Annotated in this window: 12 protein-coding genes and 2 tRNA genes; 1 reads left to right on the forward strand and 13 read right to left on the reverse strand. The window is 71.0% G+C overall.

What is annotated here, in order from left to right; translation table 11 throughout:
- Positions 1–38: 38 nt before the first annotated feature.
- The 10 genes from HUT18_RS08420 to HUT18_RS08465 form a co-directional block, all read right to left on the reverse strand.
- Complete coding sequence (locus tag HUT18_RS08420; RefSeq protein WP_368661510.1) at positions 39–2,600, reverse strand: ComEC/Rec2 family competence protein; 2,562 nt, start codon at positions 2,598–2,600, stop codon at positions 39–41.
- Between the two features lie 191 nt (positions 2,601–2,791).
- Positions 2,792–3,556, reverse strand: a complete 765-nt coding sequence (locus HUT18_RS08425; protein WP_254878483.1) for a helix-hairpin-helix domain-containing protein — start codon at positions 3,554–3,556, stop codon at positions 2,792–2,794.
- Positions 3,557–4,568: 1,012 nt separating this feature from the next.
- A complete protein-coding gene (locus HUT18_RS08430) occupies positions 4,569–5,234 on the reverse strand; it encodes a hypothetical protein (RefSeq protein WP_176099206.1) in 666 nt (221 codons plus the stop codon).
- A gap of 169 nt (positions 5,235–5,403) precedes the next feature.
- Positions 5,404–6,249, reverse strand: coding sequence for a DegV family protein (locus tag HUT18_RS08435; RefSeq protein WP_176099207.1), 846 nt, complete (start codon positions 6,247–6,249; stop codon positions 5,404–5,406).
- Positions 6,250–6,312: 63 nt separating this feature from the next.
- On the reverse strand, positions 6,313–7,068 hold the full coding sequence (locus HUT18_RS08440; RefSeq protein ID WP_176099208.1) for a hypothetical protein: 756 nt from the start codon (positions 7,066–7,068) through the stop codon (positions 6,313–6,315).
- 187 nt (positions 7,069–7,255) lie between these two features.
- The gene (leuS, locus tag HUT18_RS08445) at positions 7,256–10,189 is read right to left on the reverse strand and encodes a leucine--tRNA ligase (RefSeq protein WP_176099210.1); all 2,934 of its coding nucleotides are present in this window, start codon (positions 10,187–10,189) and stop codon (positions 7,256–7,258) included.
- A 460-nt stretch (positions 10,190–10,649) separates the two neighbouring features.
- Positions 10,650–10,722 (reverse strand) — tRNA-Ala (locus HUT18_RS08450).
- Positions 10,723–10,925: 203 nt separating this feature from the next.
- Positions 10,926–11,159: a hypothetical protein gene (locus tag HUT18_RS08455; RefSeq protein ID WP_003958744.1), complete on the reverse strand. Its 234-nt coding sequence runs from the start codon at positions 11,157–11,159 to the stop codon at positions 10,926–10,928.
- 3 nt (positions 11,160–11,162) lie between these two features.
- Entirely contained in the window at positions 11,163–11,342 is a 180-nt protein-coding gene (locus HUT18_RS08460) for a hypothetical protein (RefSeq protein ID WP_176099211.1), read from the reverse strand.
- 68 nt (positions 11,343–11,410) lie between these two features.
- Positions 11,411–12,856 (reverse strand): MFS transporter, encoded by a 1,446-nt coding sequence (locus HUT18_RS08465; protein WP_176099212.1) that lies wholly within the window; start codon positions 12,854–12,856, stop codon positions 11,411–11,413.
- Positions 12,857–12,967: 111 nt separating this feature from the next.
- On the opposite strand from HUT18_RS08465, the gene HUT18_RS08470 reads away from it, so the two are divergent.
- A complete protein-coding gene (locus HUT18_RS08470; RefSeq protein WP_176104368.1) occupies positions 12,968–13,861 on the forward strand; it encodes a helix-turn-helix transcriptional regulator in 894 nt (297 codons plus the stop codon).
- 214 nt (positions 13,862–14,075) lie between these two features.
- Here the strand turns inward: HUT18_RS08470 and HUT18_RS08475 are convergent.
- The 3 genes from HUT18_RS08475 to rsfS form a co-directional block, all read right to left on the reverse strand.
- Positions 14,076–14,148, reverse strand: a tRNA-Ala gene (locus tag HUT18_RS08475).
- A 160-nt stretch (positions 14,149–14,308) separates the two neighbouring features.
- The gene (locus HUT18_RS08480) at positions 14,309–14,983 is read right to left on the reverse strand and encodes a histidine phosphatase family protein (RefSeq protein ID WP_176104369.1); all 675 of its coding nucleotides are present in this window, start codon (positions 14,981–14,983) and stop codon (positions 14,309–14,311) included.
- Between the two features lie 53 nt (positions 14,984–15,036).
- Positions 15,037–15,495: a ribosome silencing factor gene (rsfS, locus tag HUT18_RS08485; RefSeq protein ID WP_176099218.1), complete on the reverse strand. Its 459-nt coding sequence runs from the start codon at positions 15,493–15,495 to the stop codon at positions 15,037–15,039.
- Positions 15,496–15,585: the final 90 nt, after the last annotated feature.

Genomic DNA, 15,585 nt, shown 5'->3' on the forward strand with positions numbered 1-15,585 from the left:
CCCCTCCCTCAGTGCCGCCGCCCCTCACCCGCCCCCGCTCACCACCCGCCGTCAGCCACCCGCAGCCCCGCACCTCCGCTCCCCGCCACCGCCAAGGCCCCGCTCTCGTCGGTGCGCCTCACCTCGGCGCCGCCCGCCCGCAGGGCCTGAACCGTGCGCGGGGACGGGTGACCGTACGGGTTGTCCTCGCCCACGGAGATCAGTGCCAGCCGCGGCCTGGCCCGCCGCAAGAGCAACGGGTCCTGGTACGCGGATCCGTGATGGGCCACCTTCAACACGTCAACCCCGGCGAGCGCGCCGCCGTACCGGCTCGCCAACAGGGCCCGCTGGCCGGGTGGTTCGAGGTCGCCGAGGAGGAGCATCCGGATCCCGTGGGTCCGGACCAGCAGGGCAACGCTCGCGTCGTTGGGCCCTTCCGGCAGGAACTCCGGTGGCGGCCACAGCACTTGCCATTCCAGGTCCCCGGTACGGCGGCGCTCCCCGGCCACGGCCTGTCGTACGGGGATCCGCCGCGCTGCCGCCTCACGGTGTACGAACTCCGCCTGCTCCAGCGGCTCCGGAAGGCGCGTCGTCTCGATCACGCCAACCGAGCGGCCGCGCAGGAGCCCCGGGAGACCGGCCACGTGGTCGGCGTGGAAGTGGGTCAGCAGCACCAGACGGATCCGGCTGATGCCGAGCCTGCGCAGGCACCGGTCCGCGAGGACGGGGTCCGGGCCCGCGTCGATGACCACGCCCGAGCCGTCGCCCACCGCGAGCACGGTCGCGTCCCCTTGGCCCACGTCGCACATCGCGAAGCGCCATCCGGGCGGGGGCCAGCCGGTGATCACGCGGGTCAGAGGTGCGGGCTGGATCACGACGAGCGCCAGGCCGAACGCGCACAGGACGCATATCCACGGGTGCCGGACGAGTCTGCGGCCCAGGACGACCAAGGCCACGGTGAGCAGCGTGAGCAGCAGTGCCCCGCTCCAGCCGCCGGGCCAGTGCAGGCCGCTGCCGGGCAGTCCGGCCCCGCTACGCGCGACCCGTACGATCCACAGCACCGGCCAACTCCCGCACCACGCGAAGAACTCGGCGAGTGGCATCGCGACCGGCGCCGTCAGGAGCGCGCCGAATCCCAGGATCGTCGCCGGTGCCACCGCCGCCTCAACGAGCAGGTTGCAGGGCACCGCCACGAGGCTGACCCGTGCCGCCATCACCACAACGACCGGGGCACACACCGCCTGCGCCGCCAGGGCGGCGGCCAGGGCCTCGGCCGGACGCGGAGGCATGCCTCTGTCGCGCAGTGCCTGGCTCCATCGTGGTGCGAGGACCAGGAGTGCACCGGTCGCCAGGACCGAGAGGACGAATCCGTAACTGCGTGCCAGCCACGGGTCGTACAGGACCAGCAGGATCACGGCGGCGGCCAGCGCGGGCAGCAGTGATCTGCGGCGGCCCGTGGCCAGCGCCAGCAGGGCGATGGACCCGCAGGCGGCTGCCCGCAGCACGCTCGGTTCGGGTCTGCACACCAGGACGAATCCGAGTGTCAGTGCCTCTCCGAGGAGGGCTGTCGTGCGCAGGCCGAGGCCGATTTGTGGCGCGAGGCCGCGCCGTTCGGCGCGGTGGGCGGTTCCCGGCGGCCCGGTCAACAGGGCAAGCAGAATGGTGAAGTTGGCACCGCTGACCGCCAGTACATGGGTGAGGTCGGTGGCCCGGAAGGAGTCCTGCAGTTCCGGAGTCATCCTGGAGGTGTCACCGACCACGAGCCCCGGCAATACGGCCGCCGCGTCCGTCGGCAGCGACCGCGTCGCCTCCCGCAGCCCCACCCGCATCCGCCCCGCGAACCTCTGCGGCGCAGACGGCCCCCGGATCACCTCGGGCCCCTCCCCCGCAGGCACCCTGACGACAGCGGCGACCCGGTCGCCCGTCTTGAACGACGGCGCAAGCCGCGCCCTCACCCGCACCTCGGTGGAGGGGAGCAGCTCCAACCAGGGCGACTGCTGCCTGGCATCGGATCCGGTCGCCTCTGGTTCCGATCCGAGCGCCCTCGATTCCGCTGCCGAACCCAGCCCCGCTCCGGGTCCCAGCGCTGGCACTGGCACTGGCACTGGCACTGGCACTGGCACTGGCACCGAGTGCGATGCCGCCGATGCCGAGTCGGATGCCGATCCGGGCCCTGTCCCGGACTCGGACTTGGACTTGGACTTGGACTTGGACTTGGACTTGGACACCGCGTCGGCGAGGACCAGAACCGGCGCTCGGGTACGGGTTGCCGATCCGTCCGGTGCCACGATCCGTCGCACTTCGGCGTCCAGCACGATTGCCGCCGGGAGGGAACGGTCGCCTTCGATACGTGGCCGACTGCGCCGAGGGTCGGTGGTGATTCTCAGGTCGAGTGTCGTCTCGGCGTAGCGACGGGCGAGTTCGGGGACGGGTCCGCGTCGTACCTCGGCACTGTGCAGCGTGGCCGAAGCCGCCGAGGCGGCCACGCTCAGGAACACGGCTCCGGCCGTGTACCTGCCCCACAGCGCGCCCGCCGTTCCCGTCGCCGCTTCTCGCCCGGAGGCCCACAGCTTCGTCGACGCGAGTACGAGCGCTCCCAGCGCACCGGCGACCACCGCCATCGTCGAACCCGTGCGAAGGGACGCCGCGGTCGTCAGGGCCGCGGTTGCCCAGACCGCGAGAGCCGGGAGCAGGAGCCGCAGATCCGTCGGCCCCTCTTGGCGTGGGTGGGAAGCACCGAGCGGGCTGGCTGCCTCCGCGTGAACGTCGGGACGTGACCCGCGACGCTGTACGTTCCGCTCCTCCGGTGGGGTCATGGGCTGACCAGAGTTCGCAAGTCGGCGAAGCGACGGTCGCCGATGCCGTTCACCTGACGCAGCTCGTCCACGGAGCGGAAGCCGCCGTGCTGGGTGCGGTAGTCGACGATGTGCTGGGCCAGTACAGGCCCCACGCCGGGCAGGGCGTCCAGTTGTTCCACCGTGGCGGTACTGAGGGCCACAGGCGTACCGGCCGCCCCACCGGCTCCTGGTACACCGCCCGTTGCCGTCGGCGTCCGCGCGGACGCGGCCCCCGGGCCGGTCACCGCTACGCCACCGCCTCCGGTACCACCCGACGGCACTGGGCCCCCGACCACCACCTGTTCCCCGTCGATCAACACCCGAGCCCGGTTGAGGCCGACGGTGTCCGTGCCGGGGCGCACACCTCCCGCGGCTCGCAGGGCGTCCTCGACGCGTGCCCCGGCCGGGAGGCGCCGCAGCCCGGGCCGGCGTACCTTTCCGCTGATGTCCACGTAGATCTGGCCACCGGGCACACCGGCCGAAGGTCCCGCCGGGCTGCCCGAGGGTCCGGTACTCGCCCTCTCGGCCCCGTCGACCGGCGCCTCCGACACGGCTCGTACGACATCCGGGGGTCCGACCGCCTCCGTACGGCCCGACCAGAAGTAGTGCGCCGCGAACGCCGCTGCCAACGCCAGCACCGCTACGAGCGCGATGACGCTCCGCCGCTCCAGCCCGCACCGCGGTTGCATCCAGAGCGGCAGCCGGTCCCGAACCGCCGGAAGAATGCGCTCACGCCACAATCCGGCGCGTGTGGCGGGGAGTTCGTCGGCGGGTAGTGCCCTGCCGGATCGCCCCTCACGGGAAGGTTCCTCGGCAGCAGGTGCACCGGTAATGAACTCTTCGTTGGATTGGTGGCGCTGCTTTTGCCCTACCGCCGAACATTCGCGCGTCGAATCAGCCGAGAGGCCGGGGACCAACGCGTCTCCGACTTCGCACGCCGTACTCGCACCGGCACTGGCACTGGCACTGGCACCGACACCGGCACGGATCGGAGCGCCTTCGACCTGCCACCCCTTGCGGCTCCTCGCCACCTCCCCGGGCGGCTCCCCACTCAGGACCGCTGAACTACTTTTCTCTTTCTGTCCGTTCGGCTCTGAGTGCAGGCCCCTCGGTGTCCGCACCCATGCGGACACCGGCCACTCGACGCGCTCGTCTTCCCTGGCACTCGCATGCACCCCACCGCCGCCCTCGCCCTCCCTGCTGTTCTCCCCACCGCCCTCCCCACTCCCTTCCGCGAACAACGCGCGTGCTCGCAGGTGGAGTTCTTCCTGGGACTGGCGTCCGCGACGGCCCCGTGCGCGGTGGCGGGCTCGTGACCGTACGTCGGAGGAAGGACCTCGCCCCGGCCCGCTGCCCGCCCTGCCAGTGGCAGTTGAGACAACTCGCGGGACAGAGACCGATGTCAGGGTGAGAACGGAAGAGGAAGAGGAAGAGAAAGAGGGAGAGGACGTGGAAGTGGGAGATTGCGCGGTGAGCGCTTCGCCTGGGGGCTCGGGATACGTGTGGAATGCCATGCCCGGGACGCTAAAGCAGCGAGCCCAGAAATGATGATCTTGGTCAAATGCGGTGGGTAACCCCGCGGTTGTGGATAACTCCGTCACTCACAAAGGTGAATTCACCCTCGCCGACTCCACCTTCACCAAGCAAACACCACGCGCCGCACAGCACCACGAACCACGCACCGCGAACCACGCACCATGCAGCACCACACACCGCCCACCCCAGAGAGTCCCCACAACCGCAAGCCCCTCCCTACTCCCCCCGCACAGTCCCATCCCACCGCCAGTCCTCCAACCGCTCCCGCCCCGCCAACTCCCCACGCCCCGTGGCCCACAGCAGCGTGGCCCAGGGGTCGCCGTCCGCAGGTGCCTGCGGGAACAGTCGGTCAAGGACGCGTCGGCACAGGTCCGGCGGCGCCGTCCACGTGAGCGACAGGGCCTCGGCCAGGTCGTGCAGGTGGACCAGGGTTTCCACCACGCCCATGGCGGCGAACCCTTCCGGGTCCGAGAGGCCGTAGGCGTGGTGGCCGCGGGCCGTCGAAGGCGTGGTGCGGACGACGGCGCTCAGCATGACGGCGCTGGCCTCAAGTACGCGCAGCAGGCCCGTCGTTCCGGCGGCGCGGTCGGCTCGGACCAGGTTCGCGGGATCGCCTGGGCGGTCGTTCTCCCAGCGGAAGGGCACATGGCCGTCCTGGCTCCCGGTGCCGATCTGTGCGGCGTAGAAGAACAGGTCGTCGCAGATGTGTTCCACCGTCTCCCAGCAGGTCCACTCCAGGGTCCCCGCCATGGCCTCCCAGACCTCGGGCGCGGCCGGGGCGGTGCGCAGCGTGGTCACGGCGAGTCCGACGGCCAGGTCCACGTCGTCGGCGGTGACGGGAGAGCGGCGGGATGATGCTTCGTGTTCCGGGTTGGCAAGCATCCGTGGACCCTAACTCGCGCCCCACCGACGGGTCCCCGCAATTTCCGGGTGGCGAAACTCCCCTGGTCAACGACCCCTCCGCTGCCTCTCCACAGCCTTGGCCCCGCCGCCCCCTCTCCACGGCCTCGGCCTTGGCCCGGCCGCACCCGCTCCACGACCCTGGCCGTCCTCACCGGGACGAGACCACGACCCCCAACAACCCGGGTCCGGTGTGTGCCCCGATCACCGCGCCGATCTCGCTGACGTGCAACTCGCCGAGCCCGGGGACGCGTTCGCGCAGGCGTTCCGCGAGGGCGGCGGCGCGTTCGGGGGCGGCGAGGTGGTGCACCGCGATGTCGACGGGGGCGCTACCGGTGCGTTCCGCGACGATCTCTTCGAGACGGGCGATGGCGCGTGAGGCGGTGCGTACCTTTTCGAGGCTTTCGATGCGGCCTTCGTGCAGTTGCAGAAGGGGTTTGACGGCGAGTGCCGAGCCGAAGAGGGCCTGTGCGGCGCCGATGCGGCCGCCGCGGCGCAGATAGTCGAGGGTGTCGACATAGAAATACGCGGAGGTGGCCTCGGCGCGCTTCTGGGCGGCGAGGACCGCGTCCTCCATGCTTCCGCCGCTCTCCGCGGTCTCGGCGGCGGCCAGGGCGCAGAAGCCGAGGGCCATGGCGACCATGCCGGTGTCGACGACGCGTACCGGGACCGGGGCCTCGCGGGCGGCCAGTACGGCGGCGTCGTAGGTGCCGGAGAACTCCGAGGACAGGTGCAGGGAGACGATCGCTTCGGCGCCGGTGGCGGCGAGTTCGCGGTAGGTGGCCGCGAACTGTTCGGGGCTGGGCCGGGAGGTGGTGACCGAGGTCCGCTTCTGCAGGGCCTGGGCCAGGGAGCGGGCCGAGATCTCGGTTCCCTCTTCGTAGGCCTGGTCACCGAGGACGACGGTCAGGGGTACCGCCGTGATGCCATGGCGCCGCATCGCCGGTTGCGGCAGGTAGGCCGTGGAATCCGTAACGATCGCGACATGGCGGGACATGGCCTGGACATTACCTGGGGTATGAGGGTGGTGGCAGCCGGGGCTCGGAGCTGCCGCCGGGGGTCACGTGGTGTTCTCGGGGCGGGTGTTCTTCTGCCACGGGTACGGGGCCTGCGGCAATGTGGGTTCGGTGAGGGCGGGGCGCGGCGGGGGCGTGGGGTCCGCCTCGCGCGGGCCGGGTGCCGACGGGGGATTCGGCGGTGCGGCGGGCGCCTCGGCCGGGGCCGGATCCGGCCACTGCACGGGCTGCTCCGCCGGCTGTTCGGCATGCGGGGAGGTCTTCCAGTGCCGCAGTGCGCCGGTCTCGACGTCGATCTGGGCGCTCAGCATGTCGAGGTCGTCGTCGGCGAAGTGGCGGGCGCGGTCGCGGGCCGCCCACCGCAGGGAGTCGGCGGAGGCGGTGATCCGTTCGGTGCGCTCACGCAGTTCGGGCATGCGCCGGGCGAGCAGGGCACGGTCGGGTTCCGACTCCAGGTGCCGCAGTTCGGTGTCGAGTTCGCGGCCGTGGACGCTCAGCCGTTCGAAGAGCGCCAGGGACTCGCCGAGGGTGGTGTCCTCGCCGACCATGCCGTGCAGGGCGTCCTGTGTGGCGCGCATCGAGGCGCGCAGCCGCAGTCGGAGCTGCGCGAGTTCGGCGACGGGGCCGATCTGCGTGTACGACTTGGCGCGCAGCGTGGTGTCCTCGACGGTGCGGCGGGCCTGCTCGATGGTGCGGTCGACGCCCCGCTTGGCGGCGCGTACGGCCTTGACCGTCGCATACGCGCCGAGCGTCACGAAGAGCAGGAACAGCAGCGCCACGACGGCGACCACGACCTCCATGACACTCCTTCCGACGCCCGGCACTCGTTGGTGTGCACGCGCTCCCGTGCTTTGGCCCCCGTACTTCTACCACCGTAAACGCAACGGGCGGCCCGGAGGTTCCTGTCGGATTTCCTCCGGGCCGCCCGGCGGTGATCGCTTCACTGCCGGGCCGGCGCCGTCACGCACCGGGCGGCCCGGCGGCCGGTCAGGCGGGCACGATGTTGACCAGCTTCGGCGCCCTGACGATGACCTTGCGGATACCGGCGCCGTCCAGTGCCGCGACGACCTTCTCGTCGTTCAGCGCCGTCCGCTCCAGTTCCTCGTCGGAGATCGCCGGGGAGACCTCCAGGCGGGCCTTGACCTTGCCCTTGATCTGGACGACACAGGTGACCGTCTCGTCGACGACGTACGCGGGGTCGGCGACGGGGAAGTCCCGGTGCACCACCGAGTCGGTGTGGCCCAGCTTGCGCCACAGTTCCTCGGCGATGTGCGGGGCCAGCGGCGCGATCAGCAGCACCAGGTGCTCGGCGACGGTGCGGGGCACGGCGCCGGAGTTCTTGGTCACATGGTTGTTCAGCTCGGTGATCTTGGCGATGGCGGTGTTGAAGCGCATGCCCTCCAGGTCCTGGCGGACCCCGTCGACGGCCTTGTGCAGCGCCCGCAGCGTGTCGCCGTCGGCCTGCGGGTCCAGCTCGCTCTCGACGACCGTGACCTCACCGGTGACCTCGTCGACGATGTTGCGCCACAGCCGCTGCAGCAGCCGGTACTGCCCGATCACCGCGCGGGTGTCCCAGGGCCGGGACACGTCCAGCGGGCCCATCGCCATCTCGTACAGGCGCAGGGTGTCGGCGCCGTACTCGGCGCAGATCTCGTCGGGAGTGACCGCGTTCTTCAGGGACTTGCCCATCTTGCCCAGCAGCCGGGAGACCTTTTCGCCCTGGTAGTAGTAGGCGCCGTCCCGCTCCTCGACCTCGGCCGCGGGCACCGCGATGCCACGGCTGTCGCGGTAGACGTAGGCCTGGATCATGCCCTGGTTGAACAGCTTGTGGAACGGCTCGGCCGAGGAGATGTGGCCCAGGTCGAACAGGACCTTGGACCAGAACCTCGCGTACAGCAGGTGCAGTACGGCGTGCTCGGCGCCGCCCACGTACAGGTCGACGCCGCCGGTCGGCATGCCCTCGCGCGGGCCCATCCAGTACTGCTCGATGGCCGGGTCGACCAGCTTGTCGGCGTTGTGCGGGTCCAGGTAGCGCAGCTCGTACCAGCAGGAACCGGCCCAGTTGGGCATGGTGTTGGTCTCGCGGCGGAAGCGGCGCGGGCCTTGGCCGTCGCCCAGGTCCAGGGTGACGTTGACCCAGTCCTCGTTGCGGGACAGCGGGGTCTCGGGCTGGGTGTCGGCGTCGTCGGGGTCGAAGGTGCGCGGGGAGTAGTCCTCGACCTCGGGCAGTTCCAGCGGCAGCATCGACTCGGGCAGCGCGTGTGCGACGCCGTCCTCGTCGTAGACGATCGGGAAGGGCTCGCCCCAGTACCGCTGGCGGCTGAACAGCCAGTCGCGCAGCCGGAAGTTGACGGTGCCGCTGCCGATGCCGCGGCGCTCCAGCCATTCGGTGGTGCGGGCCTTGCCCTCGGTGACGCCCAGGCCGTTCAGGTCGATGTCGTCGTTGACGGAGTTGACCAGCTTCGCCTCGTAGGAGGAGAAGGCGTCGTCCCAGGCGGCCGGGTCGGTGCCGCGGCTGTCGGTGGGCTCGACCACGCAGCGCATGGGCAGTTCGAAGGCGCGCGCGAAGGCGAAGTCACGGGTGTCGTGCGCCGGGACCGCCATGATCGCGCCGGTGCCGTAGCCCATCAGGACGTAGTCGGCGATGAAGACGGGCACCTTGTCGCCGCTGACCGGGTTGACGGCGAAGGCGCCGGTGAACACACCGGTCTTTTCCTTGGCGTCGGCCTGCCGCTCCACGTCCGACTTGGCGGCCGCCTGCTTGCGGTAGGCGGTGACCGCCTCGCCGGGGGTGGCGTGGCCGCCGGTCCACACTTCGTGGGTGCCCTCGGGCCAGGCGCCCGGGACGATCGTGTCCACCAGCTCGTGCTCGGGCGCCAGCACCATGTACGTGGCGCCGAACAGGGTGTCCTGACGGGTCGTGAACACGGTGACGACGTCGTCGCCGACCGGGAAGTCGACCCGGGCGCCCTCGGAACGGCCGATCCAGTTGCGCTGCTGCAGCTTGATCGCCTCGGGCCAGTCCAGGCCGTCCAGATCGTTCAGCAGCCGGTCCGCGTAGGCGGTGATGCGCATGTTCCACTGGCGCAGCTTGGCCTTGAACACGGGGTAGTTGCCGCGCTCGGACCGGCCCTCGGAGGTGACTTCCTCGTTGGCCAGGACGGTGCCCAGGCCCGGACACCAGTTGACGGGGGCGTCGGAGGCGTAGGCCAGGCGGTACTCGCCCAGGACGCCCGCGCGCTCGGCGGCGCTCAGCTCACTCCAGGAGCGCCCGGAAGGCACCGCGCGCTCCCCGCTCGCGAACTGGGCGACCAGTTCGTCGATGGGCCGGGCCCGCTTCGCCTCGTCGTCGTACCAGGAGTTGAAGATCCGCAGGAAGATCCACTGGGTCCACTTGTAGTACTCGGGGTCGATCGTCGCGAACGACCGCCGCTTGTCGTGGCCCAGGCCCAGCCCGCGCAGCTGGGCCTTCATGTTCTCCATGTTGGCCTCGGTGGAGACCCGCGGGTGCGTGCCGGTCTGCACCGCGTACTGCTCGGCGGGCAGGCCGAACGCGTCGAAGCCCAGCGTGTGCAGGACGTTGTGGCCGGTCATCCGCTGGAAGCGGGCGAAGACGTCGGTGGCGATGTAGCCCAGCGGGTGGCCGACGTGCAGACCCGCGCCCGAGGGGTACGGGAACATGTCCATGATGAACCTCTTGGGACGCGCGGCCACCGCGGCGTCCCCGGACAGGTCGCCCGACGGATTCGGCGCCTCGTACGTGCCGTGCTCGTCCCAGAAGTCCTGCCAGCGCGCTTCGATACCGGCTGCCATGGCGGCCGTGTAGCGGTACGGTGCCGTGTTCGCCGCGTCGTCGGCGGTTGCCGTGTTCTCAGCGGCCTCCGCCGTTGCCTCGGCGGCGGAGGGATTCGTCTCGCTCATGATCCTCAAAGCTCCAGGGGTCGTCTCTGCCTGCGGTCCGGAAACGAAAAATCCCCTCGCACAGGAGGGGACGCCGCGCCGATTCCGACCGCTGTTCCCAGCCGGTCGGGACTGATCAGCGCGGCCCGCTAAGCAGAAGGCGTACGGCACGCATGGCGTCAGGGTACCGCAGCGCCTCAGCCGTGGGCGACGGAGTTCACCCCTCGGCCCACAGCGCACACAAGCGACCTGTCACCCCACCCACCGATCGCACAGCGGAGCCCGGCAACCACTCCCGCAGACGAGCCCGGCGACCAATCGGACACACAGGCCCGGCAACCCGACTCCCACAGCCCGCCGTCCGACCTCATGGGGGGTGTGGGTGGCGCAGCCCCCACAACGCGAGGGCGAAGCCCGAGCAAAAACAACGAAAGCGACCCGGCTCGCGCTTACCGCGAGCACAGATCGCCTATCGCTTTCGTGGAGCTAAGGAGAATTGAACTCCTGACCTCCTGCATGCCATGCAGGCGCTCTACCAACTGAGCTATAGCCCCGGGAGGTCTCCGCCCGGTTTCCCCGGCGGCGACGCCAACATTACACGGTCCTGGCGGGTGACCACCAAATCGGTTTCCGCGTCCCGGGCTCGCACGGAGCACGAAGGCGCACGTCATCGGCGCGCGCGGGGCAGGGGCGCCCGGAAATGACCGGGGCCCGGCTCCAAGTCCCGTTTGGTGAACGGTGGTTGGGCCGGGCCGGTTCAGGCGGTGGCGAAGGAGTAGAACCGCTTGAGCGTGCAGTGCTCGTCGAGGAGGCGTCCGTAGATCGGTTCGCCCTCGAGTTCGCGGTAGGTCTCTATGGGGTCGCCCTTGATGATCAGGGCGCGGGCGCATTCCTCGCACCAGTACTGGTACTCGGGGTTCAGCGGCTCCATGTCGCGGACGATGGGCGTACCGCTGCCGCACCAGTCGCACTTCCTCCTGTGTGCACCCATCGCTCAGCTCCAGCTGTGGCCGCAGGCCGTACACACGTAGGAGACGCCGCCGTTGTCGCCGAGAACCTGGGCGACATGGGCGGAGCCGCAGGTGGGGCAGTTCAGCAGGGTCCTCGCGGAGGCTGACTCGGGTGATACCGCTGCGCCGAGGAGTGAGGTCTCCCCGGGGTTGCGCGCAGGCATCGCTCTCCCTCCCGTCGGACCACTTCCCCACCGGCCGTCCCGATTCTGCCACGAGGGGCCCGTCACGGTCAGCGGCGGATCCGTACCAGACCGCTCACAGCCCCCATGACCGCCAGTGCGGCCAGCGCGAAGGCGCACCACAGGAGCGCGTCCGCACTGTGGTGCGCTCCCGGGCCGCCCGGGGTGTCCAGACGGTTCAGGTACAGGGCCCCGAAGGCGGCGACACCTATGAGCTGGCCGAGCTGGGTGACCGTGGCGAGCAGTCCGCTGGCGTCGGCCGCGTCCTCGGGCCGCACAGTTGACAGTGCCCCGGTCATGGCGGGGCCGAAACCCAGGGCGAGGCCCGCGCCGACCAAGGCGAAGGCCGGGTACAGCGCCAAGCCGCCATCGCCTCCTTCGCGCAGGATGAGCGCGGTCGCCAAAATCGCGGCCGCGGTGAGGGCGAACCCGGCCGGGATCAGGGCGGGTTGGCATCGCCGTGGCCAGTTGCGCCAGGTCAGTCCGACCAGGCCGAAGACGACCGCGGTCGGCGCGAAGGTGAGCCCGGCCCGCAGCGGGCTGTGGCCGAGGCCGCCCTGGACGTGCAGGGTCAGCGCGAACAGCAGTCCGGCGTTGACGGCCATGACCGCAGCGATCCTGAACACCGCGAGCCCCATCCCCGGGCCGCGCAGGACGCGAGGGGTGATCAGGGGCTGCCCGCCGCGCCGGGCGAGACGGGCCTCGTGGCCGCCGAAGGCGAGGAAGAGGACGGCCGAGGCGGCCAGGGAGAGCCAGGACCACAGTGGCCAGCCCTGTTCCTGGCCCAGGACCAGCGGCAGGGTCAGGGCACAGACACCGGCGGCGAGCAGGACCAGGCCCGGCAGATCGAGGGGCCTGCGGGCCCGCCCCGTCACGTCGTCGCGGGGCAGCACCCGGCGGCCTACGAGGAGCAGGGCGAGGCCGACGGGCACATTGACCAGGAACACCGGCCGCCAGCTCGTGCCGAAGAGGTCGGCGCTGACCAGGACTCCGCCGAGCACCTGGCCCGCGGCGGCTCCGACGGCGAGCACCGCGGCGTAGGCGCCGAGCGCCCGTACCCGTGCCTCACCGGTGAAAGTGCGCTGGATGAGGCTGAGGACCTGCGGGATCATCACGGCGGAGCCCGCGCCCTGGGCGAGCCGGAAGGCGATCAACTGCTCGGCGCCCTGGCCGAGTCCGCAGGCCAGCGAGGCGAGTGTGAAGACGGCGAGACCGGCCAGGTGCACCCTGCGGTGCCCGTAGCGGTCGCCGAGGCGTGCGCCGGTGATCAGCAGGACCGCGTACGTGATCGTGTATCCGGCGATCACCAGTTGCAGCTGGGAGCCGGAGGCGTGCAGTTCGGTGCCGATGGTGGGTGCGGCGACGTTGACGATGAACGTGTCGAGCAGTGCCATGAACTGGGCGGCGAGTACGACGAGAAGCAGCCGCCCGGGGCGGCCCGCGCCCTCGCCCCGGGCGGAGGCGGCCGGGGCCGGTCCCGCGGATGTGGTGGTCATGCCACCGAGCCTTCGCCAGTACGGGTACGGGTACCGAGAGCCCGGCGATGCTGGTACTGGCAGTACCTGGCACGGGCCGCACACGGCGGGGACGATGGGGGCGTGACGACGATGACCACCGCACAGCGGCGCCGTCCGGAGCTGGCGGCATTCCTGCGCAGCAGACGGGCCCGGGTGAGCCCGGCCGACGTCGGCATGCCGCCGGGGCTGCGGCGCCGGACGCCGGGGCTGCGCCGCGAGGAGGTCGCGCAGCTCTCCGGGGTGGGGGTCACCTGGTACACGTGGCTGGAGCAGGGCCGTCCGATCAACGCCTCCCCGCAGGTCCTCAACGCGATCGCGCGCACCCTGCGCCTGGGCCATCCCGAGCGGGAGCACCTCTACCACCTGGCCGAGGTGCCCTTCGAGGCCGCGCCGCAGGCACCGGTCCGGCAGGTGGACAGGGAACTCCAGGGCATCCTCGACGCCCTGGACCCGCACCCTGCGGTGATCTACAACTCGCGCTACGACATCCTCGCCACCAACACCGGATACCGCGACCTGTTCGTCGTGGACGAGCAACACCCCGCACTACGCGGCGAGATGACACCGAACGCCCTGTGGGAACTGTTCACGGCGCGCGAGGCCGACTGCCCGGTGGTGTTCCGGGAGTCCGAGCTGCCGGTGATGGTGGCGACCCTGCGCTCGGCGTACGGCAGACATGTCGGCGAGCCGGACTGGGAGTGCTTCCTGGCGAGGATGGCGGCGGTGAGCCCGTACTTCTCGCAGCTGTGGGAGAAGGCCGACGTCGTCCCCTCGGGCCGCCGGGTGAAGACCTTCCGGCATCGTGCGGTGGGCGAGCTGCGGATGACGTCGGTGTCGCTGTCGATCGACGGGATGCCGGAGTGCCGGATCGTGACGTACACGCCCGCCGACGCCGAAAGCGCCGCACGGGCCGCCCAACTCCGCGCGCTGCAGGGCGAGGAGAGCCACAGCCACAGGGACGTCAGCCCGGCCGAGGTGAGGTGACGGGCAGCCCCGGGCACTCGGGACCGCGACCACCCCCGCCCCGACCGCCTCAACGCTCCGGGCAACCAGCAACAGGAATCCCACAGCCAGCCGTCCGACCTGATGGGGGGCGTGGGTGGCGCAGCCCCCACAACGCGAGGGCGAAGCCCGAGCAAAAACAACGAAAGCGACCCGGCCCACGCATTCCGTGAGCACAGATCGCTTATCGCTTTCGTGGAGCTAAGGAGAATTGAACTCCTGACCTCCTGCATGCCATGCAGGCGCTCTACCAACTGAGCTATAGCCCCGTGTTCTTCCCGCTCTGCGGGCGAACAAGAAGAACTTTAGCCTGCGACCGGCCGGAAAGTGAAATCCGCTCTTCGGGCACCCGTCCGGCCCGCGCGGGCGGCGCATGCGCCCTCGGCCGCCCGGTGGCGGAGCCGTCGGTGCGGCTCCCGCCGGGCGGGGTCAGTCGTCGTCGCCGAGCACCGGTTCGGGCAGGGTGCCCGCGTTGTGTTCCAGCAGCCGCCAGCCCCGGGCGCCCTCGCCGAGCACCGACCAGCAGCAGTTGGACAGGCCGCCGAGGCTCTCCCAGGAACCGGAGTCCAGGCCGAGGAGACGGCCGATGGTGGTGCGGATGGTGCCGCCGTGGCTGACGACCACGAGAGTGCCGTCCTCGGGCAGCTTCTGCGCATGGCCGAGGACGACCGGCGCGGCGCGGTCGGCGACCTCGGTCTCCAGCTCGCCGCCGCCGCGGCGCACCGGCTCACCGCGCTTCCAGGCGGCGTACTGCTCGCCGTACCGCTCGATGATCTCGTCGTGCGTCAGGCCCTGCCAGACACCGGCGTAGGTCTCGCGCAGCGCCTCGTCGTGCGTGATGTGCAGACCGGTGAGCGAGGCGAGCTCGGCGGCGGTGGTCGCCGCGCGGCTGAGGTCGGAGGCGATGATCGCGTCCGGCTTCAAGGAGGCGAGCAGACGGGCGGCGCGGCGGGCCTGGGCGATCCCGGTCTCGGTGAGCGCGATGTCGGTGGAGCCCTGGAAGCGCCGCTCCAGGTTCCACGCCGTCTGGCCGTGCCGCCACAGGATGATGCGGCGGCCGCTCTTGCGGGCGCGCTCGCGGGCGCCCGCGTACTGCGCCGCGATGGTGGCCTCGTGGCCGGCGGAGACGGTGTGCTCCGCCGGCTCGCGTGGGCCGGTCACCTGATCTCACCGCCGAGCTCGCGCAGGCCCTCGGCGGCGTCGGCGGCCTGCTGGCGCTCCGCGTACTCGGCGCCCTTGCCCCGGGTCGCCGCGGCGTCCTCGGGCAGGTCCAGTTCGGGGCAGTCCTTCCACAGCCGCTCCAGGGCGTAGAAGACCCGCTCCTCGCTGTGCTGGACGTGCACCACGATGTCGACGTAGTCGAGCAGGATCCAGCGGGCGTCGCGGTCGCCCTCGCGGCGGACCGGCTTGGCGCCGAGGTCCTTGTTCAGGCGCTCCTCGATCTCGTCCACGATCGACTTGACCTGCCGGTCGTTCGGGGCGGAGGCGAGCAGGAAGGCGTCCGTGATCGACAGCACATCGCTCACGTCGTAGGCGATGACGTCGTGCGCGAGCTTGTCGGCCGCGGCCTGGGCGGCGGTGTTGATGAGCTGGATGGCGCGGTCCGTGGCGGTCATTCCTGGCTTTCGTTCGGCGTTGCTGGGCGCGACGCCGGGTCCGGGAGGGCCCGATTCTCGGCGACGTCCCAAGGATCTCATGTACCGCCG

Source organism: Streptomyces sp. NA04227 (assembly GCF_013364195.1).
In the GTDB taxonomy this organism is placed as follows: domain Bacteria; phylum Actinomycetota; class Actinomycetes; order Streptomycetales; family Streptomycetaceae; genus Streptomyces.

Bases quoted from the DNA above. Each gene is read 5' to 3' on its own strand.
- HUT18_RS08420 (WP_368661510.1), bottom strand. From the start codon at position 2,600: ATGGCGGTGGTCGCCGGTGCGCTGGGAGCGCTCGTACTCGCGTCGACG.
- rsfS (WP_176099218.1), bottom strand. From the start codon at position 15,495: ATGACCGCCACGGACCGCGCCATCCAGCTCATCAACACCGCCGCCCAG.
- HUT18_RS08460 (WP_176099211.1), bottom strand. From the start codon at position 11,342: ATGCCTGCGCGCAACCCCGGGGAGACCTCACTCCTCGGCGCAGCGGTA.
- HUT18_RS08440 (WP_176099208.1), bottom strand. From the start codon at position 7,068: ATGGAGGTCGTGGTCGCCGTCGTGGCGCTGCTGTTCCTGCTCTTCGTG.
- leuS (WP_176099210.1), bottom strand. From the start codon at position 10,189: ATGAGCGAGACGAATCCCTCCGCCGCCGAGGCAACGGCGGAGGCCGCT.
- HUT18_RS08465 (WP_176099212.1), bottom strand. From the start codon at position 12,856: ATGACCACCACATCCGCGGGACCGGCCCCGGCCGCCTCCGCCCGGGGC.
- HUT18_RS08435 (WP_176099207.1), bottom strand. From the start codon at position 6,249: ATGTCCCGCCATGTCGCGATCGTTACGGATTCCACGGCCTACCTGCCG.
- HUT18_RS08430 (WP_176099206.1), bottom strand. From the start codon at position 5,234: ATGCTTGCCAACCCGGAACACGAAGCATCATCCCGCCGCTCTCCCGTC.
- HUT18_RS08455 (WP_003958744.1), bottom strand. From the start codon at position 11,159: ATGGGTGCACACAGGAGGAAGTGCGACTGGTGCGGCAGCGGTACGCCC.
- HUT18_RS08470 (WP_176104368.1), top strand. From the start codon at position 12,968: ATGACCACCGCACAGCGGCGCCGTCCGGAGCTGGCGGCATTCCTGCGC.